This window comes from Promicromonospora xylanilytica, from assembly GCF_054782895.1.
This window is the reverse complement of record NZ_BAAGRP010000069.1, coordinates 25,559-51,269: the sequence shown is the minus strand read 5'-3', so window position 1 is coordinate 51,269 and position 25,711 is coordinate 25,559. Positions and strand designations below refer to the sequence as shown.

The 25,711-nt window shown below is 67.6% G+C and carries 26 protein-coding genes; 14 read left to right on the top strand and 12 right to left on the bottom strand.

From position 1 onward, the window contains the following. Positions 1-98 precede the first annotated feature (98 nt). A complete protein-coding gene (locus tag ACYVK7_RS20365) occupies positions 99-659 on the top strand; it encodes a DUF6912 family protein (protein WP_460889534.1) in 561 nt (186 codons plus the stop codon). Positions 660-678: 19 nt separating this feature from the next. Here ACYVK7_RS20365 and hisN read toward each other — a convergent pair whose 3' ends face one another. From hisN to ACYVK7_RS20350, 3 genes are all read right to left on the bottom strand, one after another. Next, a complete protein-coding gene (gene hisN, locus ACYVK7_RS20360) occupies positions 679-1,464 on the bottom strand; it encodes a histidinol-phosphatase (RefSeq protein ID WP_460889565.1) in 786 nt (261 codons plus the stop codon). A 95-nt stretch (positions 1,465-1,559) separates the two neighbouring features. Then, positions 1,560-2,840 (bottom strand): AAA family ATPase, encoded by a 1,281-nt coding sequence (locus ACYVK7_RS20355; RefSeq protein ID WP_460889533.1) that lies wholly within the window; start codon positions 2,838-2,840, stop codon positions 1,560-1,562. After that, a complete protein-coding gene (locus tag ACYVK7_RS20350) occupies positions 2,837-2,971 on the bottom strand; it encodes a hypothetical protein (protein WP_460889532.1) in 135 nt (44 codons plus the stop codon). The genes ACYVK7_RS20355 and ACYVK7_RS20350 overlap by 4 nt, the downstream gene beginning before the upstream one ends. A 794-nt stretch (positions 2,972-3,765) precedes the next feature. On the opposite strand from ACYVK7_RS20350, the gene ACYVK7_RS20345 reads away from it, so the two are divergent. The 7 genes from ACYVK7_RS20345 (at position 3,766) to ACYVK7_RS20315 (ending at position 10,830) form a co-directional block, all read left to right on the top strand. After that, positions 3,766-4,404 (top strand): helix-turn-helix domain-containing protein, encoded by a 639-nt coding sequence (locus tag ACYVK7_RS20345; protein WP_460889531.1) that lies wholly within the window; start codon positions 3,766-3,768, stop codon positions 4,402-4,404. 822 nt (positions 4,405-5,226) lie between these two features. Further along, positions 5,227-6,615 (top strand): terminase large subunit domain-containing protein, encoded by a 1,389-nt coding sequence (locus ACYVK7_RS20340; RefSeq protein WP_460889530.1) that lies wholly within the window; start codon positions 5,227-5,229, stop codon positions 6,613-6,615. Further along, the gene (locus ACYVK7_RS20335) at positions 6,609-7,946 is read left to right on the top strand and encodes a phage portal protein (RefSeq protein ID WP_460889529.1); all 1,338 of its coding nucleotides are present in this window, start codon (positions 6,609-6,611) and stop codon (positions 7,944-7,946) included. Before ACYVK7_RS20340 ends, ACYVK7_RS20335 begins: the two co-directional genes overlap by 7 nt. Further along, complete coding sequence (locus ACYVK7_RS20330) at positions 7,943-8,491, top strand: VG15 protein (protein WP_460889528.1); 549 nt, start codon at positions 7,943-7,945, stop codon at positions 8,489-8,491. Before ACYVK7_RS20335 ends, ACYVK7_RS20330 begins: the two co-directional genes overlap by 4 nt. Before the next feature lie 20 nt (positions 8,492-8,511). Next, entirely contained in the window at positions 8,512-8,922 is a 411-nt protein-coding gene (locus ACYVK7_RS20325) for a hypothetical protein (RefSeq protein WP_460889527.1), read from the top strand. An 18-nt stretch (positions 8,923-8,940) separates the two neighbouring features. Next, on the top strand, positions 8,941-9,795 hold the full coding sequence (locus ACYVK7_RS20320; RefSeq protein ID WP_460889526.1) for a phage major capsid protein: 855 nt from the start codon (positions 8,941-8,943) through the stop codon (positions 9,793-9,795). Positions 9,796-9,882: 87 nt separating this feature from the next. Continuing rightward, entirely contained in the window at positions 9,883-10,830 is a 948-nt protein-coding gene (locus tag ACYVK7_RS20315; protein ID WP_460889525.1) for a hypothetical protein, read from the top strand. Positions 10,831-11,277: 447 nt separating this feature from the next. On the opposite strand, the gene ACYVK7_RS20310 is transcribed toward ACYVK7_RS20315, so the two are convergent. Both ACYVK7_RS20310 and ACYVK7_RS20305 read right to left on the bottom strand, forming a co-directional pair. After that, positions 11,278-12,780, bottom strand: a complete 1,503-nt coding sequence (locus ACYVK7_RS20310) for a recombinase family protein (RefSeq protein ID WP_460889524.1) — start codon at positions 12,778-12,780, stop codon at positions 11,278-11,280. 13 nt (positions 12,781-12,793) lie between these two features. Then, the gene (locus ACYVK7_RS20305) at positions 12,794-13,570 is read right to left on the bottom strand and encodes a CpaB family protein (protein ID WP_460889523.1); all 777 of its coding nucleotides are present in this window, start codon (positions 13,568-13,570) and stop codon (positions 12,794-12,796) included. A 195-nt stretch (positions 13,571-13,765) separates the two neighbouring features. Between ACYVK7_RS20305 and ACYVK7_RS20300 the strand changes: the two genes are divergently transcribed. Next, positions 13,766-13,984, top strand: coding sequence for a helix-turn-helix transcriptional regulator (locus ACYVK7_RS20300; RefSeq protein WP_253868520.1), 219 nt, complete (start codon positions 13,766-13,768; stop codon positions 13,982-13,984). Between the two features lie 87 nt (positions 13,985-14,071). Here the strand turns inward: ACYVK7_RS20300 and ACYVK7_RS20295 are convergent, their stop codons facing one another. Beyond that, complete coding sequence (locus ACYVK7_RS20295; protein ID WP_460889522.1) at positions 14,072-14,626, bottom strand: hypothetical protein; 555 nt, start codon at positions 14,624-14,626, stop codon at positions 14,072-14,074. 153 nt (positions 14,627-14,779) lie between these two features. Here ACYVK7_RS20295 and ACYVK7_RS20290 point away from each other — a divergent pair, with 153 nt between their 5' ends. Beyond that, entirely contained in the window at positions 14,780-15,670 is an 891-nt protein-coding gene (locus ACYVK7_RS20290) for a hypothetical protein (protein ID WP_460889521.1), read from the top strand. Between the two features lie 116 nt (positions 15,671-15,786). After that, complete coding sequence (locus ACYVK7_RS20285) at positions 15,787-16,470, top strand: Rv3235 family protein (protein ID WP_460889520.1); 684 nt, start codon at positions 15,787-15,789, stop codon at positions 16,468-16,470. A gap of 32 nt (positions 16,471-16,502) precedes the next feature. Here the strand turns inward: ACYVK7_RS20285 and ACYVK7_RS20280 are convergent, their stop codons facing one another. Together ACYVK7_RS20280 and ACYVK7_RS20275 are read right to left on the bottom strand one after the other, a co-directional pair. Then, positions 16,503-17,141 carry a nucleoside/nucleotide kinase family protein gene (locus tag ACYVK7_RS20280; RefSeq protein WP_460889519.1) on the bottom strand — a complete coding sequence of 213 codons (639 nt, stop codon included), beginning with the start codon at positions 17,139-17,141 and terminating at the stop codon, positions 16,503-16,505. Continuing rightward, positions 17,132-18,016, bottom strand: a complete 885-nt coding sequence (locus tag ACYVK7_RS20275) for a PfkB family carbohydrate kinase (protein WP_460889518.1) — start codon at positions 18,014-18,016, stop codon at positions 17,132-17,134. Before ACYVK7_RS20275 ends, ACYVK7_RS20280 begins: the two co-directional genes overlap by 10 nt. 55 nt (positions 18,017-18,071) lie before the next feature. Between ACYVK7_RS20275 and ACYVK7_RS20270 the strand changes: the two genes are divergently transcribed. Next, positions 18,072-18,668 carry a DinB family protein gene (locus tag ACYVK7_RS20270; RefSeq protein ID WP_460889517.1) on the top strand — a complete coding sequence of 199 codons (597 nt, stop codon included), beginning with the start codon at positions 18,072-18,074 and terminating at the stop codon, positions 18,666-18,668. On the opposite strand, the gene ACYVK7_RS20265 is transcribed toward ACYVK7_RS20270, so the two are convergent. The 3 genes from ACYVK7_RS20265 to exaC all read right to left on the bottom strand — a co-directional run bounded on the left by ACYVK7_RS20265 (position 18,653) and on the right by exaC (position 21,517). Continuing rightward, positions 18,653-19,432, bottom strand: coding sequence for a MerR family transcriptional regulator (locus tag ACYVK7_RS20265; protein ID WP_460889516.1), 780 nt, complete (start codon positions 19,430-19,432; stop codon positions 18,653-18,655). The two genes, ACYVK7_RS20270 and ACYVK7_RS20265, sit on opposite strands and share 16 nt — an antisense overlap. A gap of 68 nt (positions 19,433-19,500) precedes the next feature. Next, positions 19,501-19,920 (bottom strand): DUF779 domain-containing protein, encoded by a 420-nt coding sequence (locus tag ACYVK7_RS20260; protein ID WP_460889515.1) that lies wholly within the window; start codon positions 19,918-19,920, stop codon positions 19,501-19,503. 73 nt (positions 19,921-19,993) lie between these two features. Then, positions 19,994-21,517 (bottom strand): acetaldehyde dehydrogenase ExaC, encoded by a 1,524-nt coding sequence (gene exaC, locus ACYVK7_RS20255; protein WP_460889514.1) that lies wholly within the window; start codon positions 21,515-21,517, stop codon positions 19,994-19,996. A gap of 199 nt (positions 21,518-21,716) precedes the next feature. Here exaC and ACYVK7_RS20250 point away from each other — a divergent pair, with 199 nt between their 5' ends. Then, on the top strand, positions 21,717-23,351 hold the full coding sequence (locus tag ACYVK7_RS20250) for a vWA domain-containing protein (RefSeq protein WP_460889513.1): 1,635 nt from the start codon (positions 21,717-21,719) through the stop codon (positions 23,349-23,351). 178 nt (positions 23,352-23,529) lie between these two features. On the opposite strand, the gene ACYVK7_RS20245 is transcribed toward ACYVK7_RS20250, so the two are convergent. Then, positions 23,530-24,180 carry a hypothetical protein gene (locus ACYVK7_RS20245; protein WP_460889512.1) on the bottom strand — a complete coding sequence of 217 codons (651 nt, stop codon included), beginning with the start codon at positions 24,178-24,180 and terminating at the stop codon, positions 23,530-23,532. A 251-nt stretch (positions 24,181-24,431) separates the two neighbouring features. On the opposite strand from ACYVK7_RS20245, the gene ACYVK7_RS20240 reads away from it, so the two are divergent. Further along, complete coding sequence (locus ACYVK7_RS20240; protein WP_460889511.1) at positions 24,432-25,655, top strand: sigma-54-dependent transcriptional regulator family protein; 1,224 nt, start codon at positions 24,432-24,434, stop codon at positions 25,653-25,655. Positions 25,656-25,711: the final 56 nt, after the last annotated feature.

Below are 25,711 nucleotides of genomic sequence, written 5' to 3'. Positions count from 1 at the left end.
CACACGAGAGTACGGGCCCTCACCGACACCGCCACCGGACGCGCAGGAGCGGGAGCGTCGAGGGCTCGCGCGGGCCCGGCACACGGCAGACTGGGCACATGCGCATCTACGTGCCCGCCACGCTCGACGAGCTCGACGCCGTCACCCACGCCCCCGACGCCGCCCGGTGGACCGTCGCACCACGGCGTGCCCACGCCGTCACGAAGGATCTCGAGGCAGCCCTCCCTGACGATGACGCGGAGGGCCTCGAGTACGTCGCCGCGCTCAACGCGGCCGACGACTCCCTCGCCCTCATCGCGGGGCGCCCCGAGGCGCCGCACCAGCGCGTGGTCATCACCGTGGAGGTCCCGGACGCCGCAGTCGGCCTGGCGGCCGAGAGCGAGCCCGGCACGGACGACGACGAGACCACCGCGTCGGAGGTCGAGGTCACCCGCACCGTCGAGGACGTGGCGGTCGTCTGCGTGCACGTCGACGAGGCGGACGCGGCCGGGGACATCGCGGACGTGCTGGCCGCCGCCGACGAGGAGAGCGACGCCGAGTCGACGGCGCAGGTCGGCGAGGAGTCCGAGACCGCCCTCGACGCGGCGCTCCAGCGCGTCACGGACCGCGACCTGCTCTGGTACGACTGGAGCGAGATCAAGGACGTCCCTCGCGCCTGACGCGGAGCCGGCCCGGCGCTCAGGCCAGGTAGTCGAGCGCCTCCTTGTGCAGCTTGCCGTTCGTCGCGACGGCGTTGCCGCCCCACGGGCCCTGGACGCCGTCGAGCGAGGTGAACGTGCCGCCGGCCTCGGTGACGATCGGCACGAGCGCCGCCATGTCGTACACCTCGAGCTCCGGCTCGGCCGCGATGTCGACGGCGCCGTCGGCCACCAGCATGTACGACCAGAAGTCGCCGTACCCGCGGGTCCGCGCGCAAGCCCGGGTCAGGTCGAGGAACCCGTCGAGCGAACCGCGCTCCTCCCAGCCGCCGATCGACGCGTAGCTGAACGAGGCGTCGGCGACCCTCGAGACCCCCGAGACGGACATGCGCGCGGCGGCGGCGAGCGACTTGCCCGTCCACGCGCCAGAGCCCTTCGCCGCCCACCAGCGCCTGCCCAGCGCCGGTGCGCTGACCAGGCCGACGACCACCTCGTCGCCGTCGGCCAGGGCGATCAGCGTGGCCCACACGGGGACACCACGCACGAAGTTCTTGGTGCCGTCGATCGGGTCGACGATCCAGCGCCGTGCCCCGCTGCCCGCTGAGCCGTACTCCTCACCCACGATCGCGTCGCGCGTGCGGGCGCGGGCGAGCTGGCCGCGGATGAAGTCCTCGGCGGCGCGGTCGGCGTCGGACACCGGCGTCAGGTCGGGCTTGGTCTCGACCTTGAGGTCCAGCGCCTTGTACCGCGACATGGTGATGGAGTCGACCTGGTCGGCGATCACGTGCGCCAGACGGAGGTCGTCGGCGTAGTTGTCCTTCGTCATGGCGGCCACGCGCCCAACCTAGCGCCGGACGTCGGTTTTTCGTCGCCGACCCGCGACAGGCGGGCGGATTGTTACGAGGAAGTTCGCCGCGGGGCTCAGACCGCCGCCGGCACGAGCGACCTGACCCGGTCGGCGAGCCCGCTGAACCCCGCCCTGGCCGGGGAGGCAGGCGCGCACTCCGCGAGCACCCGGCCCGCGAGCAGCGCCGCGTCGAGACCGTCCGGGTCGTCGGGCACGAGGTGCACGTCGTCCACCCCCGCGTACCGCGCGAGCGCGTCGCGGATCTGCGTGCCGGCCCGCCGCCCGATCGCGGACTCACGCACGCGGTTGACGACCACCAGCCGCGCCGCGGGCACGGGGATCGCGGCGTCACGCAGGTCCTCCAGCCCGCGCACCAGCCGCTGCAGCCCCACCGGGTCCGCGCCACCGACCACGACCACGAGGTCGGCGGCCTGCAGCGCGCTCAGCGTCGCGCCGTTGCGCTGCGGCGCGCGCGTGTCGTACATGAGCAGCTCGTCGGCCTCGAGGACAGGGCCGCAGTCGACCACCGTCCACGCCGCGAGCTCGCGGCAGCGCTGGAACACGACGTCGAGCGACGTGGCGGGCAGCTCCGGCCAGCGGGACGCGCGTGTGATGCCCGTGAGCACCCGCACGCCGGGCAGCGCCACCGGGCTGTGCCCGGCCAGCGTCACGACGTCCAGCACACCCTGCCCGGCAGCGCGTGCCGCGGCCGCGAGCCCCGGCGCGTCGTCGAGCAGACCGAGGCGGGAGGTCACGGACGACGCGTACGTGTCGGCGTCGGCCAGCAGGACCGTACTCGCGCCGTGAGGTGGCGCGGCGGGCCGGGCACGCCGCAGCAGGCGCGACCGGCGCGGCGCGGCGGCGCCCACACCGGCGAGGGCGGCAGCGAGCTCGATGGCGGTGGTGGTCCGGCCGGGCGACCCTGCCGGACCCCAGACGGCGACGACGGTCCCCGACCTGCCGTCGGGACCGGGCGAGGCGGCGGGCGCCACGACCTCCGGCGCGTCACCCCGCACGGCGGCGACCAGGTTCTCCGCGTCCCCCTCCGCCACGACCACGTCGCACCCCAGACCGGCGAGCCGCTGGGCCGAGGTCGCCGGGTCCTCGATGGCCACCACTCGCAGGCCGGCGCCGCGCAGCCGGGCCACGGCGTCCCGGTCCAGCCCGGGCAGGTCCCCCGAGACGACGGCGGCCGTGCCTGCTCCGGCCTCCGCGGCCGCCAGGAGCTCGGTCAGCTCGGCACACCGGCGGGTGACGTCCACCTGCGGCTGTGCGCCGAGCACCGTGACCGCCGCCGCCTCCTCCTCCGGTGCGCGCACCGCCACCAGCACGGTGACCATCCGCTCCTCGCTCATCGGACCGTGCCCGCCACCGGCACGACGGCGACCGTGCCCGCGTCCGAGAGCGCCCCGAGCACGGTCGGGAGCGAGTCGGTGGGCACGAGCACGTGGAGCGTGACCGTCCCGTCCAAGGTTGGAACTTCCACCCGCACCTTCAAGGTACCAGGAAGCCTGACTGGGCAGTTCTGCACACTCAGGATTGGGGCTGCCATGAGGTCTGACTGGGCAGTTCTGCCCAACTAGTGACCGGGCAGTTCTGCACACCTAACCCCTTAGGTTTCCCCTAAAGGGGAAACCCCTTAAGTAACTACTAACGCGCGCGACGCGTGATCGCGGGGGCGATCCCACGACACTCGCTCTGCCGGGAGAGGTGAATGGGCAAAGCTTCACGGCTGCACTAACCCCGGTCCGCGCTAGGGCGCTACCCGGTGCCAGCACATCCTCACGGGGCCTGTACGGCCCTCAGCCGCCCTCAAGGCGTCTGGGGGACCTTGACAGCCTGTACGGGCCTTGACGGGCCCGCTAGGCACCTTCCACGGCTGGGTTTGGACTGTTGCTCACCACGGGCAAGGGTGCGCCACCCGCACACAACCCTCTAGGAAGCATTCTTTGCCCCCTACGGCAGCCGCACACGTCACGGCTGGGTCATTGCCTACCTGATGTCATTGACGGGCCCTCAGAGGGCCGTCTGTGCATTCAGGGGTGGGTTACGTGCCGTAAGTAGAGTTACGGCCCTTCACTTGCAAGCCCGAAACGGCTTGCTGGCCTCAAATCTGGAAGGGTTTCGCTATCAGATGTGTAGGGGTCTATCACCAACCTGCTATTACCGATGTAGGCACCTTTCGAGTTGCCGACCCGGGAGTGTCTGAGCCCACGGCTACAGTCCCCAACCTAAGCGAGACACCACGCGAAAACCACGAAGGAAGCCACGGAATCCCCTATGAGCACACTTAACAAGCACGTATGGCACGACGCCGTCATGACCGCCGGCATAGGCGACGCCCAGGCACTCGCTATTGCCGGGTACCTGTTCTTCCGTCACAACTCCAAGACAGGGGACGCGTTCCCCTCACTGGCCCTCATGGCCAAGGACCTTGGTGTGGACGAGTCCACAGTGCGCCGCTGGGTACGAAAGTTGGAAGCGTTCGGATTCGCCACCCACAAGCGTGGTGGAACCGGCACATCTAACCGCTACTACCTCACCATGCCGGAGAAGGTCACAGAGCCCGAGGTTGCAAAGGCTTCACTCCCGGATGCCGGCTACTACCAGGCACCTAAGCACGATTGGCCCATCGCCAAGGACCAGGGCCCGGACGCACCGGGCCCGCTAATCCTTATGCCTACCGATGCAGACATTGAAGCGTTCCTTACCGAGCCAGCCTCACAGGCAATCGCCCAGGATGTAGAGCGTGAAGGCGTCAGGGCGCTAATCGGTGATTGGGTTCAGGCTGGCCGCGACACGACCGGTGTAGTGGATGGCTTGCAGTTGATCCTAGACTTTGACAGCACCATTACCCCCGGAAAGGCAGCGGCCCTCAGGTCCGCTATTGCCCACTACTCGGCCCAGATGGCCGCATAAAGACTGCCACCACCGGTTGAGCGCAATAGCTCCCAGTGGTGGCCCGGCAGGTACCCCACGGTTCGTTTCGTGGTGACTCCTTCCCTGGGGTGCCTGCCACCCAATCCCCCCACCAATTGCCCGGTGGGTGCAGTAAGCCCGCTACGTGTTAGCAGCGGGTGAGTACCGCCAGTCCCCCTGGTCGCTTAACCGGCTACCTATGGCCGGGCAGGGGAATGGCATCTCCTAAGTGCTGAGCGTTGCCATTAAAGCCCGTCCACCCCCACAAAGGGGTGGGCGGGCACCTTTCGTATGCCCAAAAGAAACCACGCAAAGGAACACCACACCCCCCACAAACAACAAAGGAAACCACGACGATATGACATACAAACCGTGTATTGAATGCGGAGAGCCAAGCCCAGAATCACGATGCAATGAGCATTCAATAGAGAACAACAAACCGACTGCGAGCGAACGCGGATACAACCATGCTTGGCGGCGACTAAGCGAACGCGCACGCACACTACAGCCATGGTGTTCGGACTGTGGAACAACAGAAAACCTCACAGCAGACCACCTCAAATGGCCAGCAACAAAGCTTCAACATGTGAGTGTCGTGTGCCTCGAATGCAATATCAAACGCGGCCCATCACGCGGCCCCAACAACCGCAACCTCACACCCCACCCCGGTACACCCTCGCAAACCCAAATGCCTACCCCTAGTCGAGGCAATGTTTCTGACACTCTTCCGGATGGTGGAAGTTGAAGGCGGGTCCTAAGGCTCCTGTGACGGCTCCACGCCTGGATTTCGGCCATTTGGGGCCTCCTGGGTGGCGTCGTGTGGTGGCTTTCGCGGAGGAATACCTCAGGGTACCTAAGGGGACGGGTGCGCTACAGCCGTTCGTGTTGCGTGACTGGCAGATTGAGATTGTCCGCCAGTTGTACCCGATGGCGGATGAGTGCAAGCGCCCACGGCAGGCTTTGATGAGTATTGCCCGTGGTAATGGCAAAACGGGTTTGGCTGCGGTTCTTGCGGCTTACGCATTGTTTGCGGATGACGAAGAAGGCGCACAAATCCTTGTTGTGGCGTCGGATGAGCGTCAGGCCGGAATGGTTTACCGGTCTGTTAAGCGGATGATCGAATTGGATGAGCGCCTGTCTGATCAGGCGCAAATCTATGCTGACCGCATTTATTTGCCTAATACGGATTCTGAACTGCGAACACTCCCGGCAGATGAGGGTGCTTTGCAGGGTTGGGACCCGTCACTAATGATTGTTGACGAATTGCACGTTGTTACGGAAAAGGTTTGGGAAGCCGTGACGACTGCGTCAGGTAAGCGTGCCCAGTCTCTTACGTTCGCCATTTCGACACCGTCCGATTCTGCGGAGTCGGTTATGTGGCGGCTGGTTCAGCACGGGCGTTCCGGCACAGACCCGGGTTTCGTGTTCATTGAGTATGCGGCACCTGAGGGGTGCGCTATCGATGATGAGGAAGCGTGGGCGGCTGCTAACCCTGCCTTGGATGACTTCCTGCACCGGGACGCTATCCACGCTTTGTTGCCGCCTAAGACACGCGAGAGTGCGTTTAGGCGGTACCGGTTGGGTCAGTGGGCCGGCATGGAGGATTCCTGGTTGCCGTTCGGTATTTGGGAGCCTCTGGCGGCACCACGGAAGGTCGATCCGAAAACCCCGGTGGTTCTGGCGTTTGATGGTTCGGCGTCTGGTGACTCCACGGCACTAATCGGCTGCACCCTGGAGCCTGTCCCCTACGTGTTCGTTGTCGATATCTGGGCTAACCCTGGTGACGACAGGTGGCGTGTTCCACGCGCTGAGGTGTCACAAGCCGTAGATGCAGCGTTCGACCGGTTCAACGTGCAAGAGCTGCAAGCCGACCCGTGGGGATGGCGTAGTGAGATTGAGGCATGGGCTAAGACCCATGGCGAGAAGAAGGTCATGGAGTGGAACACGGGTGCCGCTGCACGTATGGCACCGGCAACCGACCGGCTCTATCAGGCAATCGGTACGGGCCGTGTAACCCACGATGGCGACGAACGGCTTACCGCTCACATGCAGAACGCGGTTGCTAAGCCCACGCCTATGGGTGACTTGGTTAAGAAGGATAAGCGCATGTCTAAGCACAAGATCGATGCCGCCGTGGCAGCGATTGTTGCGTTCGACCGGGCCGCTTGGCTCGTTCATAACAAGCCTAAGCGGAAGGTTGTCACATGGTAGATGTTCTCAAGGTGGCGGAAACGCTGTCTAGTCAGTTGGATACGACCGCGCCTCACCTGGCGAGGCTTGATAAGTATTATGACGCGGAACAGGCCGCGTCCTTTCTTAGCCAGGAGGCCAGGGAGGCACTGGGTAAGCAGTTCCGGCAGTTGGCTGTCAATTACCCACGGGTTGCCGTGGATTCTGTGGGTGAGCGGTTGACGCCTACAGGGTTCCGCCTTGAGGGACCTGATAGTAAGCCGGATGAGGCTTTGTGGAAGGTCTGGCAGGACAACGGAATGGAAGAGCAGGCCGCACAGGCACACACTGAGGCATTGGCCCTTGGTCGCTCGTTTGTCATTGTCTGGGCTGGTAGTGCGGGTAAGCCACTGGTAACGGTGGAGAGTGCCCGGCAGGTTGCCGTATACCGCAATCCTGGTACCCGTGAGGTTGAGGCTGCGTTTAAGCGCTGGTTGGCGGATGGTAAGGCTCACGCCGTGGTCTATACCCCGGCGAATGTTGTTCGCCTTGTCTCGCGTGGGCACGTCCCGTCTGAGGGTTCCATTCCGGCTTCCGGCTGGGAGATTGTAGAGACCCTGGATAACCCGTTGGGTGTTGTGCCCGTCGTGCCCATTGTCAATAGGGGCCGGCTCATGGACCTTGACGGACAGTCCGAGATGCAAGACATTCTCGGATTGGCCGATGCTTTGAACAAGATCAGCACCGACATGATGGTTACTTCTGAGCATTACGCCCGTCCGCGCCGTTGGGCTACTGGTCTTGAGGTTGTGGAGGATGAGGAAACCGGTGAGCCGATTAACCCGTTTGGGTCTGAGGCTAACCGGGTTTGGCAGTCCGAGGACCCGGCAACTAAGTTTGGTCAGTTTGAGGGTTCCCGCCTTGACGGGTACGGGGACGCTATCCGAACGCTCACACAGCAGATTGGGGCCCTTAGTGGGCTCCCTGCCCATTACCTGGGCCTGAATGGTGACCAGCCGCCCAGTGCTGACAGTATCCGTTCCGCTGAGTCTCCCCTGGTGGCTAAGGCGCTCGCTAGGCAGCGCTCTTACGGTGCTGCGTGGGCAAAGGTTGCCGCACTGATCATTGCGGTTCGTGATGGTGTTGATCCCCGGACGGTTGAGGTTGAGACCGTTTGGGCTTCACCTGAGACCCGCACACCGGCACAGTCTGCCGATGCTGCGGCAAAGCTTCACGGCATGGGGTTCCCCCTCGCGTTCATCGCGGAGACCACGTTGGGGTATTCCCCGGCACAGATTGACCGTATGCGTGAGTTGAAGCGTGCGGAGGCCCTGGACACCCGGGGTGTTGATCTGACGGGCATCCTTCCGTGACGTTCGCGGATGCCGTCGAGAACCTGACTAGCGATAGTGAACGGCGGCTAGTCGCCCTGTTCGAGAAGTTCCGGGCCGGTGAGATTACAGCCGCACAGTTTCAGGCTGTGGCGGTCCCCCTTGTTGGGGCTGCTCGTGCACGCGGTATTGCCTTGGCTGATCTAGGGCTTGCCGCTGCGTATGAGGCTGAATACAGGACGCCTACCCCGGTCCTGGGCCTACAGGCCCCGGCTGGGGACCCTGAACGGCTCGCTAAGGGGCTGAGCACGCTTCTAGAGGCTGATACGGGTGCGGATGAGTACGTGTCCCGTGTGGCCCGCTACGGGCGTTCAGAGCCCGCTGCGGCAATGCAGGATTCCTATATCGAGGGAATGAAGGTTCGGAAGGTTCCGGGCTTCACTCGTGGCCTGAATGCGGGTGCCTGCCAACTCTGCGTGTGGCTCTACAAATCCGGCTACGTGTACCCGGTTGATGCGGGTTTCCACCGTCACACCGGCTGTACCTGTCATATCGTCCCGGCGTTTAGAACCGTCCGGGCCTACTAAAAACAAAGGAGCACCACCCAATGACTGAACCCATTACCGATACCCCGGAGGTTGAGGAAGTGGTTACGCCCGAGACGGAAACCCCGGTGGTTGAAGAGGGCAAGCAAGAGACCGATGGGGACACCTTCCCGAGGTCATATGTGGAAGAGCTGCGTTCCGAGAGTGCTCGCTACCGTGAGCGTTCGCGGGATATGGGGCAGCGACTGCACACCGCTTTGGTTGCGGCTACGGGCCGTTTGGCCGACCCGGCAGACCTTCCTTTTGATGAGGCGCACATTGACGACCCGGAAGCCCTGGCGGCTTCTATTGAGTCGTTGCTGGCGTCTAAGCCGCACCTTGCTAACCGCACACCTAAGGGTGATGTGGGCCAGGGTGTTCGCCCCGAGACACAAAAGGTGTCGCTGGGCTCTCTTCTTCGTAATAACCTCTAACGAAAGGGTATTTCCAACATGGCTAATTCCACTGCAAACGCTCCGGAACTGACTACTGAGCAGGTCCAGAGCGTCCTTATTCAGCCGCTCGAACTGGCTTCTGTGTTCCTGTCGTCCGGGCCTCTCGTGTTCGACACTGACGGCAGCCCGGTTAAGGTTCCGTCCCTGGCCGGAATGACCGGAACTCCCGACTGGACCGGTGAGAACACGCTTATCACCGAGACTGATGGGGACTTTGACGAGGTAGAGATTCTGCCTTCCACGATGAAGTCTCTTAAGACTCTTACCCGCTACTCAAACGAGTTGGCGCGCCAGTCTGTCGTTGCCCTGGACTCTGCGCTCCAGGCTCGCATGGTTAAGGACGTGGCGAACAAGCTTGATGGTGCGTTCATCGCGGGCACTGGCGACGCTGGCACTACCCCGCTGGGTCTTCTGAACTACGCGGGCATTCAGACGGTGGATGCCGCGCCCACGACCCTTGACCCGTTCATTGATGCCTGGGGCCTGCTGTTGGGTGCTGGTGCGAACGCTGCGGCTGCCAAGTGGCTTATCTCCCCGGCTGACTTTGTGACGTTGCGGAAGATTAAGACTGGTACGGGCTCGAACGCTTACGTTCTTACCCCGGACCCGACGAAGGATGGTGTGTTCCGTCTGTTCGGTTCTGAGGTCAAGATCAGCAACCATGTCCCGGCTGGCACTGCGGCACTGGCGGACTTCTCCCAGATCGGGGTTGCGCGTGACCAGGCCCCCACGGTGAAGGTTCTCGACCAGACTTTCGCACAGTACGACCAGCAGGCTATCCGGGTTACCGCGCGGTATGACGCCGCGCCGTTGAACCCTGAGGCGATTGTTGTTGTCAAGGCCGTTGTCTGACCTGTAGCAGTTCCCTAAGGCGGGGACCCACCCATTCACGGGATGGGTCCCCGCCTTTTCTTTTTGCCTAATGGAAGGAATGACTTTATGGTTTACCCTGATAGTGCTGCTGTTGGTGATGTTATTGGTAGGAACCTTTGCCCTAAGCCTAGGTTTGTTGATAGTGCCCGTGTGCCGTGGACGGCTGGAACTGTCGCGGATGAGACCATTTCCGGCACTACCCATAAGCGCCTGGGCGCATTCACGGACACGAGCATCCAACTCCCGGGTCTTACCTGGGTGCCGGGAGTGGAGTACACGGTAACGGTGCACGCTTACACGGAGGAGGGAAGCACGCTCGGTTTGGCTGCACTCCCGGGCGACGGGCAGGACGCGGGAGGCATCGAGTGGCAGACATTCACCACGGGTTGGTATGACTGGCACGAGTACACGTTTACCCTCGCGATCACGGATTCACCCCCGGTAGATGACCTAGGGAATGACGTTGACCCCGAGGGCGTATTCTTGCGTTTCCGTGCACCCACGTCTAACGATCTGCGTGTTGCGGCTGTGCGTGTTGACGACACCGGGAGTGTTGTTCCCGGTGTTATTGACGGTGACACGACGGATACCACGGACTTTGATTTCGGGTGGGATGGAACGGCAGGTGCCAGCACGTCTACCGTCCTGGCACTGACAGCGTTTGGTGAGGTGGACCCTGGGCCCGACCCGGACCCTGAGCCGACCACGCTAGCGGCCTCTGTGGCCGCGTTCCTTGACGCTACGGACGATCCCGACCTGATCGCTCTTGCGGGCCAGCACGTGACCGTTATGGAAGCCCTGGTGCGTGCTCACACCAGGGGTAAGGGGTTCACGCCTGAGGGTGCACCGTACCCGGATGTTGAGGCTGTGATTATCGCGGCAACTGCGCGCCTCATTGCGAACCCTGAGCAGACGGATAACTACGCGGGTGGTGCCGGTGTCCGTGGCGGGTTTGTTGGGTTCTCTCTGCCGGAACTGATCACCCTTAACACCTACCGTCGGAGGACCGCATGATTTTTCATGACCGCGTGCAGCTCCAGACTTCTAATGCCGGGGTGGAGTGGTCGCCGGCTGGGACATGGCCCGCTGAGGTGCGGCCCCTTAAGGGGGACGAACAGATCAGTGCAGGAAGGGACGCGGTTATCACGCGCTACCGGGTGTTCATTAGCAAGCACTCACCATTGGGCACTGACTCACACCACGTCGCCATCGTGTGGCAGGGGGCCCAGTTCCTGATGGACGGTGGTGTGGAGATTGTGACCCGCAACGGTCGGGTGCAGCATTACGCGTTCCTCGTTAAGGCGGTGAGTGGGTGATGCGTTCGTTCATCATTGCGGGGTTGAGCATCGTGGGGAACCTGTGCGTGTTCGCTGGCGCGCTCCTGCTGCCCTTCTGAGGGCACGAAGAAGCCCCAAGGGTAGATGTGTACCCCTGGGGCTTCTCAGGCTCTCCTAGGCGGTGTTACGTGCGCCTCAGGACCCCAAACGCGCTGCCCTGGGGTACGTACATGACCGCGTGTTCGTGAATGGGCAACCGGTGCAGGGTGTAGTCCGTGAAACCGGCAGGCTTAGGGATCAGCCCTGAATGGTCCGTCGAGTCTCCCGGCTGCTTCGTCGTGTAGATGCGCACCCCCGCCCGCTTCAACTCTGCACCCTTCTCCTGATCCGTGGTGAGGGTGGCCCAATGGTCCCCGTAAGTGACGCCCAGTGAGCGTGTCTCCCACCGGTCATCAGTGGCCGGTTGGGATGCAAGGTCCGTGAGCGTACTGGAAAGGCGCTTGAACGCTTCCCGGTACATCCCCTCTTGCCCGTCATACATTCCGGCAAGCCGGTCCTCTTGGAGCCGCTTAAGGGATGCGTGCACTTCGTCAATCTCTGCATCGTTATTGATGCCAGGGATCAGGACACGTTCTGTCATGGGGAAATCGCTCATGACTGCCTGGAATGTTTCAAACACGATCCCGGTAAGTTCGTCTACCGGAATCATCTTCCCCGCCCGGCACGCGTTACCGGTGTTCGCCTTCGACGTGCACCGCGTGTATTTCTTGTTACGGGAAAGGGAAGCGGAGAGCGTGTTGCCACATTCACAGTAGGCGACACCCAGGAGTGAGAATTGGCGTTTGCTGTCCACCCGGGTCGGTGTCTTGTTAGCGAGTGCCGATCGCACACGCTGCCACTCATCCAACGTGATAAGAGGTTCCGCCCGCTGGACAGGCATTCCCGACTCATCACGAACCACGGTCGGCTCACCTCCCTTATGCCCGGTCATCATCTGACCGAGCAGGGAACGACCAGCAAGCATCCGGTGGAGAACAGAGGGTCGCCACGTGTTGCCCCGGTTAGTCAAATGCCCTTCCGCATTCAACCAACGAACCACGGAATGCGTGCTCGCACCCGACAGGATGTCATCCACGATGCGGCGGACGATCACCCCGGTTCCCGGGTCTATCTCCAGCCGGAACCCACCACCCTCTAGGGGTTCGGCACGGTAGCCGTACGGGAGAATGCCACCCCGCCAACGCCCAGCGCGTGCGAGGTGGTCAAACGACTTCTTGGAGCGTTCACGGATCTGTTCACGTTCCGACTCGGCAACAGCACCCAGGACTGCAACAACAACACCACCGGTAAACCGGTCCGTGATGTCAGCCCCAATGTCCAGGGACCAGATTTGCTTACCGTGATCCCTCGCCCACTGGATGATCGTGTGCAGGTGGAGTTGGTTGCGGGATAGGCGGTCGATCTTAGGGACGACTAGTGCGTCCCACTCGTTGTGCCGTTGAAGCCACGGCCCTAAGCCGGGGCGATCAAACGGTGACACGTTGCCGGACACATCCTCATCCTTGGCTATGCCCACCAGGGTGTGGTTATGCGTCACCACGTAAGCCTCTATCTGCGCGACTTGCCGGGCCGTCGAGGTTGATTCCTCAGCGGCCCGGCTCAGCCGTGCAGCGCCTAGAACGCGCACTCACTCACCATCCCTAGTCACGGTCCCATCCTCGCTCACCGTCACGGACGGTGCGGGACGCGGTGCCGGGGCGTACTGGTCCAACGCCACCAGCCCAGCCAGCACAGCCAACGTCAGGGCACACGCCCCAACGACGCTGATCAGCACCCACATCAACCGGTCTTCCATGGTGACCACCCATCTGGGTGGAAGCCTGAACGGTAGGCCCGTCCACGACGATGGCGCCGTCCTCCGCGTCGACCTGCTCGACGACCACGCTCTGCGCGAGCGTCGTCGGTTCGGCCCCGGCCCGCTTTCCCCCGGGGCCGGGGGCAACCGGCGCGTCGGGCACGAACCACAGGTCGACGACCGCACCGGCCCGGATCCGGTCAGAGAGGCCCGACACGACAGGTACGGCGACGGAGCGCACGTCCGCGTCCGCCCCGAGGGCGGTGAGCGGGACCAGCTCGCCGTCGTCCACCACCCGGAGCACCACCAGGTCATCGGGCAGCGGCTCACCGGCGGGGAGGTAGCTGCCGGCACCCGCGCCGAGCCGCACGTCGACCGCGCGGAGCGCGTCGGCGGTGAGCGGCGTCCCTGGCGTCAGGGCGCCGTCCGCGACGAACACCGGGACGGTCCGGCTCGCCGCCGACACCACCCAGGAGCCGAGCGCTACCGACAGCGCGACGATGACGATGCCGGTCAGCAGCCGCGGATCGCGCCAGCGAGGTCGGCGCAGCCGCGCGACCACCGGCTCAGGGAGACCCTGGCCCGGGCCGGGAGGCGCCGGGGCGACCGGGGCATACGTCATGTCGGTCCTTCCGCGTACTTTGGTGGACTTTGGGTAGACCTTCGAGTACAAGTTGAAGCGTCGAAGTGGACGCAATGACACCCAGGCCAGGCAGAGCGCCGGAACCATAGTGATCGAACGCCGCCGATCCGGCATCAGATAAACACTTCTTGTGGATAACCCCCTCATGTCGGTGTCTCGTGCCACACTGTTCCCATGGAAAAGCGCTTTCTCTCTCTGGCCGATGTGGTCGAGACCCTGAACATCTCGATGGCTCAGGGCTACGCCCTGGTTCGGACCGGCGACCTTCCCGCCATCCAGGTGGGCCCCAAGAAGGTCTGGCGCGTCGAAGCCGCGGAGCTCGAGTCGTACATCGAGCGCATGTACGCAAAGAGCCGTGAGCGGCTCAAGGGCTCTGCGACCACGGACGCCTGAAAGCCTCAGCTACACACCGACGGGACCGGCGTACTCCACGTGGAGTGGCACCGGTCCCGCTCTCCATTTAGGACATTCTCGGCGGATTCAGGGCGCCTCGCTCACGACCAGCAAGGCCGAGAACGGAACGAGTCGTGTTCCGCGATCATCGAGCGCCTCGACGTCGAGGTGGTCCCTGCCGACCCGCGCGATGCGACCACCCACCGTGCCGCCCAGGGTGCGTACCGTCACCCGCGCGCGGTCGCGCTGCAGGGCTCGTAGCACCGGCCCCAGCCCCAGCGCATCCCGCCGTGACGTCGACCGGGCCGCCTGACGACCCAGGCCGTGCACCGCCGCGATCGCGGCCAGCGGCACGAGGTGCTGGCTCGCCGGCTCCGGCGGGACGCCCCGCACCAGCACCCACTCGTCCGCCGCCTCCCGGACGACGCCGCGCAGATGCGCACCCGCCGGCAGCTCCACCGTGACCACGGCTCCGACGACGGCGCGGAACCGGTCGGCGAGGGTCATCGTGGCGTGCTCGGCGCGGGTCATCTCCGACACGAGCGCGTCCGCCTCGGCCAGCGACTGCGCACGGGCCTGCGCCTCGAGGTCCCCGAACAACGCCTCCCATCTGGCGGAGCCTGCGGGGTACATGGATGCCATGGAGCCACTCTGCGCTATCCACAGGCATCTCGCGCTCCGGTAGACACCCCGAAGGCACCGAGGTTGAATATCGAACACCGGACGACACCAACCATCATCAAACTGATCACGAGTGCCCATCGTCTCCGGAACTCGACCATCGCAGGGGGAACCATGTCGAACCACGCCCTTACTCAGGCAGCGTCGGCGTACGGTGCCAAGAATCGTCAGCCGGGCGGCGGGCGCGGGACGCCCGCGGCGCACCTGACGGACGCCGAGCCCGCCGCACACCGGGCGGGCAGCCGACGCGGCCTGGCCGGCCTCCTGGCCCTCGCCGGCACCCTCGTCGCAGCGTCCGGCGTGCTCGGTGCACGCACCTGGCAGGTCGGGTCAGGGCTCGGCACGGCGCTCTTCCCGATCGAGGACATCGTCGAGCTCGCCGCGGTGGCCTGCGGCACCGTGGTGGCCGGCTGGTCCGGGCTGCACGCGCTCGTCGCACTGGCATGCGTCCTCGCGGGGCGCCACGGCCGGCGATGGGCCGCGGGCGAACGGGCGGTCGCACGGCACGCACCGGGGGTCGTACGCCGGCTCGCTCGCGCGGCCGCTGGTGCGGGGCTGGGCCTCGCCCTCGCGGCACCGACAGCCATGGCCCTGCCGGAGCACGACCCGGAGGCCGCGGGCGCGGGGAGCGAGAGCGCCGCCGTCGTGCTCGAGCTGGGCTGGCAGCCCACACACGTGGGGGCGGACGCCGCGGGTGACCGTGCGCCGGACCGCTCGGCCACGGCCGGCGCACGGCCGGCGCCCGAACGGTCGGCACTGGTCAACCGGGGAATGCGCACGGGGACGACGCGTGAGCCGCTGGTGGTGGTCGAACCGGGCGACACCCTCTGGGGGATCGCCGCCGACCACCTCGCCGCTCCGTCGGCCGGCGGGCAGTCGCCCCGCACGGCCCCGTCCGCCGCGGAGATCGCCTCGGCCGTCACGCGCTGGCACGACGCCAACCGGCAGGTGCTGGGCACCAACCCTGACCTGATCCGGCCCGGCACCGTGCTGTACGAGCCGTGACGCCCGGCCCGGACCCGACGCACCGAGCCGCCCGCACCCCAGCACGCCAAGGCCCTCACGCACCAACGCCCCAGCACGCCAACGCCCCAGCACGCCATCGCCCCAGGAGAACCCGCATGACCACACTCGATGTACCGCCCGACGCCCCGGACGCGCCGCGTCAGCCACCGGCGCAGGCCCCGCAGGCAGCGACGGCGTCCAGGGCGACCACCCGACCGGTGCGCACCACGGCCGTGGCACCTCCTTCGGCGATCGCACCGACCGCGCCGGCGCGACCGACAGCGCCAGCGCCACCGGACCGGCGGCCCGTCACGCCCCGGATCGGTCCGGTCACGGGCCCAGGGATCGGTCGGCGGCTGCGCCGCATGCGGATCGGCGGCACGCCGTACCTCGAGCTGCAGAACGCGGCGGCGGCGCTCGAGGCCGTGGGCGGGCGCCCGGCGCCCGAGCCGGATCCCGCCCTTCCCGACCCCACGGCCCAGGTGTGCCGGGTGGTTCGTGCCGCCGTGGAGGTGCTGCGCGGCGAGCGGCCGGCGGCACAGCTCGCCCGCTGGGTCACCCCGCAGGTCTACGACCAGCTCCTGGAACGGGGTCGGCTCATGCGGGAGGTGCGCCAGAGCCGGGCGCCGCGACCCAAGGCGCACGCCGCGACCGTCCGGCGGGTACGGATGGTCCGGCTGGGCGCCTCATCGGCCGAGGCGACGGTGATCCTGCACGACGAGGGCCGTGTGCGGGCCGCTGCCGTGCGCCTGGAGGCGCGGCGGGGCGTCTGGCGCGTGGCGGTCCTCGAGATCGGCTGATCCCGGTGCCGGCTGGTCCTGGCGGGCTCCGGTCAGACCCACTCGACGATCAGGTCGGCCTCGTCCCGAGTGGTCGCTATGCGTTCCGCGTTGCGCTGGTCCGTGCCGCCGGCCCAGGCCTCGGCGTCGGGCAGGGACTTGCCGAAGGCCTGGTGCCTGGCCACGAGGCGCGGCAGGCGCTCGTCGTCGGGCAGGTCGACGTACCAGACCTCTGCCATGCGCGAGCGGGCGGCGGGCCAGGCGCCGTCGGGCGCCAGCAGGTAGTTGCCCTCCGTGATCACCAGGGACTCGCCCGCGACCTCGGTGCCCGCGGCGACGGGTTCCTCGATCTCGCGGCGGAACTCCGGCGCGTAGACGGGCGGGCCGCCGGGGACCCGGTCCGCGAGCCGGCCGATCAGCGCGGCGTACCCGGCGTCGTCGAACGTTTCGATGGCCCCCTTGCGGGTGCGGCTGCCGTGCGCCTCCAGGACGGCGTTGGACAGGTGGAAGCCGTCCATGCCGACCACCACCGCCGTGCCGGGCGCCAGGCCGTCGACCAGGGCGGCCGCGAGCGTCGACTTGCCCGCACCCGGCGGGCCGGTGAGCCCGAGGACGTGAACCCTGCCGGCCCGGGTGGCCTCTGCGGCGAGCGCCGCCGCCCGCGCGACGAGGTCGGCGGTGGTCAGGCGCACGAGAGGTTCTCCAGCCAGGTGCGGGGGCCGATGTACTGCACGCGCAGGGACGCCACCCGGATCGCCTCGTGGACCGCGGCTTCCAGCCCGGCGCCCTGGGCGAGCGCCACGACCAGGGCTCCGTGGAACGCGTCGCCGGCGCCCAGCGTGTCCCGCACGTCCACGACCGGCACGTCGCTGGCCCCCTGCCTGCCGCTCTCGTCGCGCCAGGTCACCTGGCCGGCGCCGTGCGTGGCGACGGTGGCGCGGGACCGGGGCACGCCGGCCGGTGCGCGGAAGTCCGCTGACCGCGCGGTGACGTCGGCCTGGCCCATGAGATCGGCGAAGACGGGGCGCCACCGGCCGGCGTCGAGGACGATCAGCGGGCGCGGCTCCAGCGTGCTCGCGTACTCGAGCACGCTCCGTGCCAGGTCGGGGTGGTGCCCGTCGAGCAGGACCACGTCCGGCCGGGGCAGGGTGTCCAGCTCGGCCGGCGTGACGTCGAGCCCGTCGGCGAGCGTCGCGTCGGGTGAGACCACCGACCGGTCGCCGGTCGCGTCGTCGACCAGGACCGCCGAGACCGCCAGCGGGATCTCACGGCCCTCGGCGGCGTCGTGGATCTCGACACCGTGGTGCTCCAGGTCGCCGCGCGCGGCCGCGCCGACCGGACCCGATCCCATGGCGCTGACGAGGACCGCGCGCGCTCCGAGCGTGGCGGCGGTGACCGCGGCGTTGGCGGCGGGGCCACCCGCCGAGACGTCCTGCCGGACGGCGGTGATCTTCTGGTCCGGCCCAGGTCGCACGGCGCTGCGGTGGATCACATCGAGCGTCGTCAGGCCAGCAAACCAGCAGGTCACGGGCAACTTTTGGTGGGCTTCGGCGGGCGCTTCTGGCATGTGCAGAGGCTACCTTTTGAATCCGAGTGTCAGTGACCGTGGGTACTGTCCAGCCATGACCACCTCCGGGCCGACGACGCCCCAGACACTGTCGTCGACGACATGGCGTGACCTCCTGCTGGACCAGCTCGACTTCTACTGGGGCTTTCATCTCTGGCCACGTCTGGAGGGCCTCACGGATGCCGAGTACCTCTGGGAGCCGGCCTCGCCGGCCTGGAGCGTGCGCGTCGGGCAGGACGGCGAGGCGCGGCTCGAGTACGAGGTGCCCGAACCGGAGGTGCCCCCGGTCACCACCATCGCGTGGCGCATGGTGCACGTCGGCCGGGACGTGTTCGGCCGGCGCGCCAGGGCCCTGTTCGGACCCACGGACGCACCGGCCGACGCCGACATGTTCGACGCGCGCCACTGGCCCGAGGCACCGGTCACCGCCGAGGGCGGCCTCGCGATGCTCGAGGAGGGCTACCGGTCGTGGCGGACCGGTATCGCCGGGCTGGACGACGAGTCCCTGATGCACCCGATCGGTCCGAAGGGTCTGGAGTACGCCGAGTTCCCGATGGCCGCGCTCGTGACGCACGTCAGCCGGGAGGCCATGGCGCACGGCGGCGAGATCTGCCTGCTGCGCGACCTGTACCGGGCTCAGGCGTCCGGGTAGGTCCGCTCGGCGTAGACGCGCAGCACGTCACGCACGAACGTGGCCCCTTCGTTGCCGCCGTAGGTCGCGGCGAACCGCTCGTCCGCCACGTACATGTCCGCCAGGCCGAGCAGGTAACCACGGTCGGGCCGGCCCTCGTCGTGGCCGGGCGTGCCCGGCACGGAGACGAGCCAGGCAGCGTGCCGGGCGGCGACTGCCTGTGCCTCGTCCGAGGCGGGGTCCAGCCCGGCCTCCGCGGCGTCGGTCCAGGCCTTGATCAGTGCATCGAGCCGCGTCTTCCATTCGCGCTGCCCGTCCTCGCCGAGGCCTCGCCACCACGCGTCGCTCTTCTGGTACGCGTCGCGGCCCCAGCGCTCGGTCACCTCCTGCTCGTACTGGGTGTGATCGAATCCGTCCAGCATGTCCTTCGCCATGATGTCCTCCTTCTCCTCGGGGTCGTTCTCCAGGGCTGCGATGGTCCGTTCTACCGACGCGATCTGCCGCGCCAGCCGGCCCTCCTCCGCCCGCAACGAGGTGAGGTGGCCGCGCAGGGCTGCCGCCTCGTCCTGGCCGCTGTCGAGCACGTTGCCGATGTCGGCGAGGCCGAGCCCGAGGTCGCGCAGCAGCAGGATTCGCTGCAGCCGCACCAGGGCGGTGCGGTCGTACCGGCGAGGCCCGCCGGCCGCGGCGCGGCCGGCGGGCAGCAGCCCGACGGCGTCGTAGTGGCGCAGGGTCCGGCTCGTGACACCGGTCAGTCGTGCGATCTCCTGGATGGACCATTGCATGCCCACCACGGTAGAGGTTGACGCCGCGTCAACTTCAAGCCCTTTGCGTGACAGGTTTCCGCACGCGCTCAGTCGCGCAGCAGCTCCCACTCGGCGTCGGTGAACATCCTCGAGCGGATCAGGAACCGCACGCCCTCCGGCGCCTCCACGCTGAACCCGGCACCGCGGCCCGGGACCACGTCGATGGTGAGGTGGGTGTGCTTCCAGTACTCGAACTGGTTGCGGCTCATCCAGACCGGCACGGTGAACGGGGAGCCGTCGGACGAGACGGCCAGGTCGCCGAGGTGGATGTCCGCGTCGCCGGTGATGAAGTCGCCGTCCGGGTAGCACATCGGGGAAGATCCGTCGCAGCACCCGCCCGACTGATGGAACATGAGCTCGCCGTGCTTGGCCCGCAACCGGACGAGCAGCGCGGCCGCGTCCGGGGTCACGTCGACCCGTGCGGGCGGTGCGCCGGGCGGCCGGGGCGAGCTGGCGTCGTCAGGCATGGAGAACCTCCTCGTGTCGATGGACGTGCCGGACGTCCGGGCGACCCGGACGTCCGGCACCGACCGCGGGCTCCTAGAAGAAGCCCTGCTTGCCCTGCGCGTAGCTGACCAGGAGGTTCTTGGTCTGCTGGTAGTGGTCGAGCATCATCTTGTGGTTCTCGCGGCCCACGCCGGATCCCTTGTAGCCGCCGAACGCCGCCGCCGCCGGGTAGGCGTGGTAGCAGTTGGTCCACACCCGGCCGGCCTCGATCGCACGCCCCGCCCGGTAGGCGTCCGCGCCGGACCGGGTCCAGACCCCCGCGCCGAGCCCGTACAGGGTGTCGTTGGCCACCTTGATGGCATCGTCGAAGTCGGCGAACTCCGTCACCGCGACCACGGGCCCGAAGATCTCCTCCTGGAAGATCCGCATGGAGTTCTTGCCCTCGAAGATCGTGGGCGTCACGTAGTACCCGCCCGCGAGGTCACCCTCCATCTCGGCCCGGTGCCCGCCGGTGAGCACCTTGGCGCCCTCCGCCTTGCCGATGTCGAAGTAGCTGAGGATCTTCTCCAGCTGGTCGTTGCTCGCCTGCGCACCGATCATCGTGTCCGTGTCCAGCGGGTTGCCCTGCTTGACCGCTTCGGTGCGCGCGACGGCGTCGGCGAGGAACGACTGGTAGATGTCCGCCTGGATGAGCGCACGCGACGGGCACGTGCACACCTCCCCCTGGTTGAGGGCGAACATCGTGAAGCCCTCCAGCGCCTTGTCGTAGAACTCGTCGTTCGCCGCCGCGACGTCACTGAAGAAGATGTTCGGCGACTTGCCACCCAGCTCCAGGGTCACCGGGATGATGTTCTGGGACGCGTACTGCATGATCAGGCGACCCGTCGTCGTCTCGCCCGTGAACGCGATCTTCCGGATCCGCGGCGAGCTCGCCAGCGGCTTGCCCGCCTCCGCACCGAACCCGTTGACCACGTTCAGCACGCCCGGCGGGATCAGGTCCGCGATGAGCTCCATGAGGTAGAGGATGGACGTCGGCGTCTGCTCGGCCGGCTTGAGCACCACCGCGTTGCCCGCCGCGAGCGCCGGCGCCAGCTTCCAGACCGCCATGAGGATCGGGAAGTTCCAGGGGATGATCTGCCCGACCACGCCCAGCGGCTCGTGGAAGTGATAGGCGATCGTGTCGCCGTCGATCTCGCTGATCGACCCCTCCTGCGCGCGGATCGCACCCGCGAAGTAGCGGAAGTGGTCGATCGCCAGCGGGAGGTCGGCGGCGAGCGTCTCACGCACCGGCTTGCCGTTCTCCCAGGTCTCCGCGACGGCCAGCTCCTCGAGATGCTCCTCCATCCGGTCGGCGATCTTGTTCAGCACCCGCGCACGCTCGGTGACGGACGTGCGCCCCCACGCGGGTGCGGCGCCGTGCGCGGCGTCGAGAGCCCTGTCGATGTCGTCGGCGTCGCCACGCGCCACCTCCGTGAAGGTCCGCCCGTTCACCGGGCTGGGGTTCTCGAAGTACTGGCCGTTGGCGGGCGGTACGTACTCGCCCCCGATCCAGTGGTCGTACCGGGGCCGGAAGCTGGCGATGGCACCTTCGGTACCTGGGGCTGCGTACACGGTCATGGGTCTGCCTCCTCGCAGGTTCTGCCCGGGTGCGACGGCGCGCCCGGGTGGGCCGAGGTTAGGCAGCCGTGCGTTGCATCGAGGTTGCAACCCGACCGTGACCTCATCGCGGCAAGGCCCGCCGGCCACGGAACAAATGGACACCAGAGGGCGAATCGCCAGCCCTCGAGAGCATGCCGACCACGACGAGAGGCCACCCATGACATCCGCACACCATCGGACCAGTGCCGCGGCGCACCCCGTACCGCGGCTGACCGCACCGCTCGCAGCCCTGGTGACGGCGACGCTGGCGCTCGCGGGCTGCGGCGCCCAGGGCGGCGCGACGGAGACGGCCGTCGACACGACGGACCTGTCGGTCCCTGCCCCCGAGGCGCTCGGCGACCTGCCGGTCCCCGTGCTGCCCGGTCCGGGACCCACGGTGTCGGGCGAGGAGTACGACGACTCGTCCGAGACACCGTTCCAGGACGTCGCCACCAGCCCCCTGTCCACGTTCTCCGCCGACGTCGACACCGCGTCGTACTCGAACCTGCGCCGCCAGGTCACTCAGGGGACGGCCCCGGAGGGCGTGCGGATCGAGGAGCTCGTCAACTACTTCGACTACGACTACCCGGCGCCCGAGCCCGGCGCGGAGCACCCGTTCTCCGTGTCGGCCGAGGTAGCGGCCGCGCCGTGGAACCCGGAGCACCAGCTCGCGATGGTCGGGGTGCAGGCGACGGAGGCTGTGCCGACGTCGGAGGGCAACAACATCGTGTTCCTGCTCGATGTCTCCGGCTCGATGGACGAGCCGAACAAGCTGCCGCTGCTCGCCGAGTCGTTCGCCCTGCTCGTGGAACAGCTCTCGGAGGACGACCGGGTATCGATCGTGACGTACGCGGGCGACAACCAGGTGGTCGCCGACTCGGTGCCCGGCTCGGAGCACGGCGTGCTGATGGACCATCTGCGGTCGTTGCGGGCCGGCGGTTCCACGGGTGGCGCCGACGGCCTGCGGACGGCGTACGAGCTGGCCGAGAAGAACTTCGTCGAGGGTGGCAACAACCGGGTGGTCCTCGCGACGGACGGTGACTTCAACGTGGGGCCGTCCACGCCCGAGGAGCTCACGGAGCTCATCGAGACCGAGCGCGAGTCCGGCGTCTACGTGTCGGTGCTGGGTTTCGGCATGGGCAACCTGAAGGACAGCACGATGGAGGCGATCGCCGACCACGGGAACGGCAACTACGCCTACATCGACACGCTGGCCGAGGCGCGCAAGGTGCTGGTCGACGAGTTCGGCTCCACCATGTTCGTGGTCGCCAAGGACCTCAAGCTGCAGGTGGAGCTCAACCCGGCGGTCGTCGGCTCCTACCGGCTGATCGGCTACGACAACCGGCGCCTCGAGGACGAGGACTTCGCCGACGACACCAAGGACGCGGGCGACGTCGGAGCAGGACACTCCGTGACCGCGTTCTACGAGCTCGTCCCGGCCGGCGCCGGGTCGGAGGGGGCCGGGGACGCGGAGGGCGGCGACCTGAAGTACTCCGACCGGGAGGTCGGCACCAGCGACGACTTCATGACGGTGCACGTGCGCTACAAGGCACCGGACGGCGCCACCCCGGCGACGAGCACGGAGGTCGAGTTCCCCGTCGCCGCGGACGCGCTGACCGCCGCGCCGACGTCCGACTTCGCGTTCGCGTCCGCCGTCGCCGAGCTCGGGCTGATCGCCACCCGGTCGGAGTACCGGGCCGGCGCGAGCCTCGACGCGGTGCGGGAACGGGCGACGTCCGCCCTGGGTGCTGACCCGTACGGGCTGCGGGCGGAGTTCGTCGACCTCGTGGAGGCCTACCGTGCCCTGGCGTGATCTTTACTTCGCGGCAATTGCACGACGCGAAAAGAAAGGCCCGGAGTATTGGTCGGCACGAGATACCGATCTGCAGAAGTGCGGCCCGGCGGACGGGCTGACATTTCCTGGTAAACGGGTTTCCGCGCCTGGAAAGTAACGGAACTTTAGGCCGCCCGTGCATTTCGGCGCGACGGCATCAGGAACCCTCGGTGGAGGTGAGGATGGTCCGGTTGCCGACCGGGTCCCGGGCCTCCAGGGCACGCTGCGTGCCCTGCGACTGCTGGACCATGTCGACGGCGACACGCAGGTCCTCGGTGGCCCAGTCCAGGGAGTCCTCCATGTGGGCCGCCTGGTCGAGCAGGGTGCGAGCCTGCGTGACGGACGCCGGCGGGGCGTCCGTCACGCGCTGCGCCGCGGCGGCGCGGGCATCGGCGAGGGCTTCCGCGAGCACGTCGCGCGTGGCGGGGTCGGCGACCTGGCCGTCAGAGTGCTCGTACACCCGCTCGGCCATGTCGAGGACCGCAGCGAGGTCGTGCGAGCGCGCCGAGGTACTGCTGACCTGGCTGTCGATCTGGGAGGTGAGGGTCATCAGGTGGCTCGCCTGGTCGGCCCGCGCCGAGACCGACCAGAGCGTGATGGCCACAGCGACGCCTGTGACGATCGCCGCGCCGAAGGTCCAGCGGCGCCGGCCTCGGGCTCCGGCGAGGTCGTCCGACGGCGGCTCCGCCGCGTCGAGCGGTGGCAGCTGGGCCGCGGCGAGCGCGGGCAGCCGCTCCGGTCTGTCGCCGGGCTGTTCGTCCGATCCGGAAAGCGCCGGCTCCGGTGTGGTTAAAGCGATGGTGTTCAACTCTTCCCCCAAAGAGAGATCCCATGAAACAACCTGTCGGGCTCACGCCCCTTTAACAACCGATGTGAAGGACGCTAAGACTACTTCTGGCGTCTCGCGCGGCGAGGCCGTAATACGCCTGTGATCTGTGGAAAACTCGCTTGAGGCGGTGGATAACTTGGGGATCACGGTGGACAACCTGTTGATGACCTTGGCCGGGCGCCTACACTGGCGGGGTTCGACGACGACGTCGGAACCAGGTCAGGGGCAGCATGACGCAGGTGCCACACCGGGACGCGCGGTGGGTTCGCGCGGCATACGAGAGCTTCGTCGGCTCCGCCGGCTCGCAGGAGCCGACAGGGATCGACCCCGTCGTCGCGGCCTCGTGGCGGCGGAGCCTGAGCAACGGCGTCGACCCGGACCATCCGGGGGCCGTGACCGTCGCGGCGTCCGACGATCTCGACGACTACCGTCGCGACCACCCCCTGGCCGTCGCGATGCCTCTCGTGCGCGACCTGGTGGGCGGGGCGACCGGCGACGACCTGGTGGTCGCGGTGTCGGACGACGTGGGACGCCTCCTCTGGATCGAGGGCCGCGGTCCGGTGCGCTCCGCCGTGGACCACGTCGGGTTCGTCGAAGGCGCGGTGTGGCGCGAGGAGTCGGTCGGCACCAACGCTCCCGGCACCGCCCTGGCCACGCGGCGCCCTGTCCAGGTGCTCGGAGCCGAGCACTTCGTGCGCCCGGTCCAGCGGCTGAGCTGCACGGCGGCACCGGTGCACGACCCGGCCGGAGGGATCGTCGGCGTACTGGACCTCACCGGCGGCAGCGCCGCGGGCAGCCACGTCGCCCTGGCGCTGGTCCGGGCCACCGTCGCGATGGTCGAGCGCGAGCTGGCCGCCCACGGCACGGCCGGTGAGCCCCGCCCTGTCCTGCGCCTGCTCGGCCCGCCCACGCTGCGCGGACAGCGGCTCTCCCTGCGGCACGCGGAGATCCTGTTCCTGCTCACCGAGCACCCACGGGGCCTGAGCGCGGAGGAGCTCGCCGTCCTGCTGCACCCCGGCGACCTGTCGCTCGTCGCGGTGCGAGCGGAGATCTCGCGCCTGCGCCGGGTGGCCGACGGCGTCCTGGACGGCCCCCTGCTCGCCGGCTCCCGCCCGTACCGGCTGGCGCGGAGGCCGAGGTCCGACGTCGACACGGTCCGGGCCCGGCTCCGGCGCGGCGACGTGCGTGGCGCGCTCGCCGCGTACCCGGAGCCGCTGCTGCGCCGGTCGGCCGCGCCGGGCGTCGAGCGGCTCCGCGAGGAGCTCGAGGCCGAGGTCCGCGAGGCGGTGCACGCCTGCTCGGACGCGACCGCCGTCGAGCAGTGGACCACCCGCAGCGAAGGCGCCGACGACCACACCGCCTGGGCGCTCCTCGCCCGGCTCGCACCGGAGGGCGGACCGCTGGCGGCCCGTGCCAGCGCCCACCTCGGAGTGCTGGACCGCCGGCTGGCGTGACCACCGGGATCTTTTCGGCACCTCCGTGTGTTCCCTACTCGACTGCACGTGCACCA

Excerpts from the sequence above, each read along its gene's own strand:
- ACYVK7_RS20365 (WP_460889534.1), top strand. The coding sequence starts at position 99 with ATGCGCATCTACGTGCCCGCCACGCTCGACGAGCTCGACGCCGTCACC.
- hisN (WP_460889565.1), bottom strand. The coding sequence starts at position 1,464 with ATGACGAAGGACAACTACGCCGACGACCTCCGTCTGGCGCACGTGATC.
- ACYVK7_RS20355 (WP_460889533.1), bottom strand. The coding sequence starts at position 2,840 with ATGAGCGAGGAGCGGATGGTCACCGTGCTGGTGGCGGTGCGCGCACCG.
- ACYVK7_RS20345 (WP_460889531.1), top strand. The coding sequence starts at position 3,766 with ATGAGCACACTTAACAAGCACGTATGGCACGACGCCGTCATGACCGCC.
- ACYVK7_RS20335 (WP_460889529.1), top strand. The coding sequence starts at position 6,609 with ATGGTAGATGTTCTCAAGGTGGCGGAAACGCTGTCTAGTCAGTTGGAT.
- ACYVK7_RS20325 (WP_460889527.1), top strand. The coding sequence starts at position 8,512 with ATGACTGAACCCATTACCGATACCCCGGAGGTTGAGGAAGTGGTTACG.
- ACYVK7_RS20320 (WP_460889526.1), top strand. The coding sequence starts at position 8,941 with ATGGCTAATTCCACTGCAAACGCTCCGGAACTGACTACTGAGCAGGTC.
- ACYVK7_RS20315 (WP_460889525.1), top strand. The coding sequence starts at position 9,883 with ATGGTTTACCCTGATAGTGCTGCTGTTGGTGATGTTATTGGTAGGAAC.
- ACYVK7_RS20305 (WP_460889523.1), bottom strand. The coding sequence starts at position 13,570 with ATGACGTATGCCCCGGTCGCCCCGGCGCCTCCCGGCCCGGGCCAGGGT.
- ACYVK7_RS20300 (WP_253868520.1), top strand. The coding sequence starts at position 13,766 with ATGGAAAAGCGCTTTCTCTCTCTGGCCGATGTGGTCGAGACCCTGAAC.
- ACYVK7_RS20295 (WP_460889522.1), bottom strand. The coding sequence starts at position 14,626 with ATGGCATCCATGTACCCCGCAGGCTCCGCCAGATGGGAGGCGTTGTTC.
- ACYVK7_RS20290 (WP_460889521.1), top strand. The coding sequence starts at position 14,780 with ATGTCGAACCACGCCCTTACTCAGGCAGCGTCGGCGTACGGTGCCAAG.
- ACYVK7_RS20285 (WP_460889520.1), top strand. The coding sequence starts at position 15,787 with ATGACCACACTCGATGTACCGCCCGACGCCCCGGACGCGCCGCGTCAG.
- ACYVK7_RS20275 (WP_460889518.1), bottom strand. The coding sequence starts at position 18,016 with ATGCCAGAAGCGCCCGCCGAAGCCCACCAAAAGTTGCCCGTGACCTGC.
- ACYVK7_RS20270 (WP_460889517.1), top strand. The coding sequence starts at position 18,072 with ATGACCACCTCCGGGCCGACGACGCCCCAGACACTGTCGTCGACGACA.
- ACYVK7_RS20265 (WP_460889516.1), bottom strand. The coding sequence starts at position 19,432 with ATGCAATGGTCCATCCAGGAGATCGCACGACTGACCGGTGTCACGAGC.
- ACYVK7_RS20260 (WP_460889515.1), bottom strand. The coding sequence starts at position 19,920 with ATGCCTGACGACGCCAGCTCGCCCCGGCCGCCCGGCGCACCGCCCGCA.
- exaC (WP_460889514.1), bottom strand. The coding sequence starts at position 21,517 with ATGACCGTGTACGCAGCCCCAGGTACCGAAGGTGCCATCGCCAGCTTC.
- ACYVK7_RS20250 (WP_460889513.1), top strand. The coding sequence starts at position 21,717 with ATGACATCCGCACACCATCGGACCAGTGCCGCGGCGCACCCCGTACCG.
- ACYVK7_RS20240 (WP_460889511.1), top strand. The coding sequence starts at position 24,432 with ATGACGCAGGTGCCACACCGGGACGCGCGGTGGGTTCGCGCGGCATAC.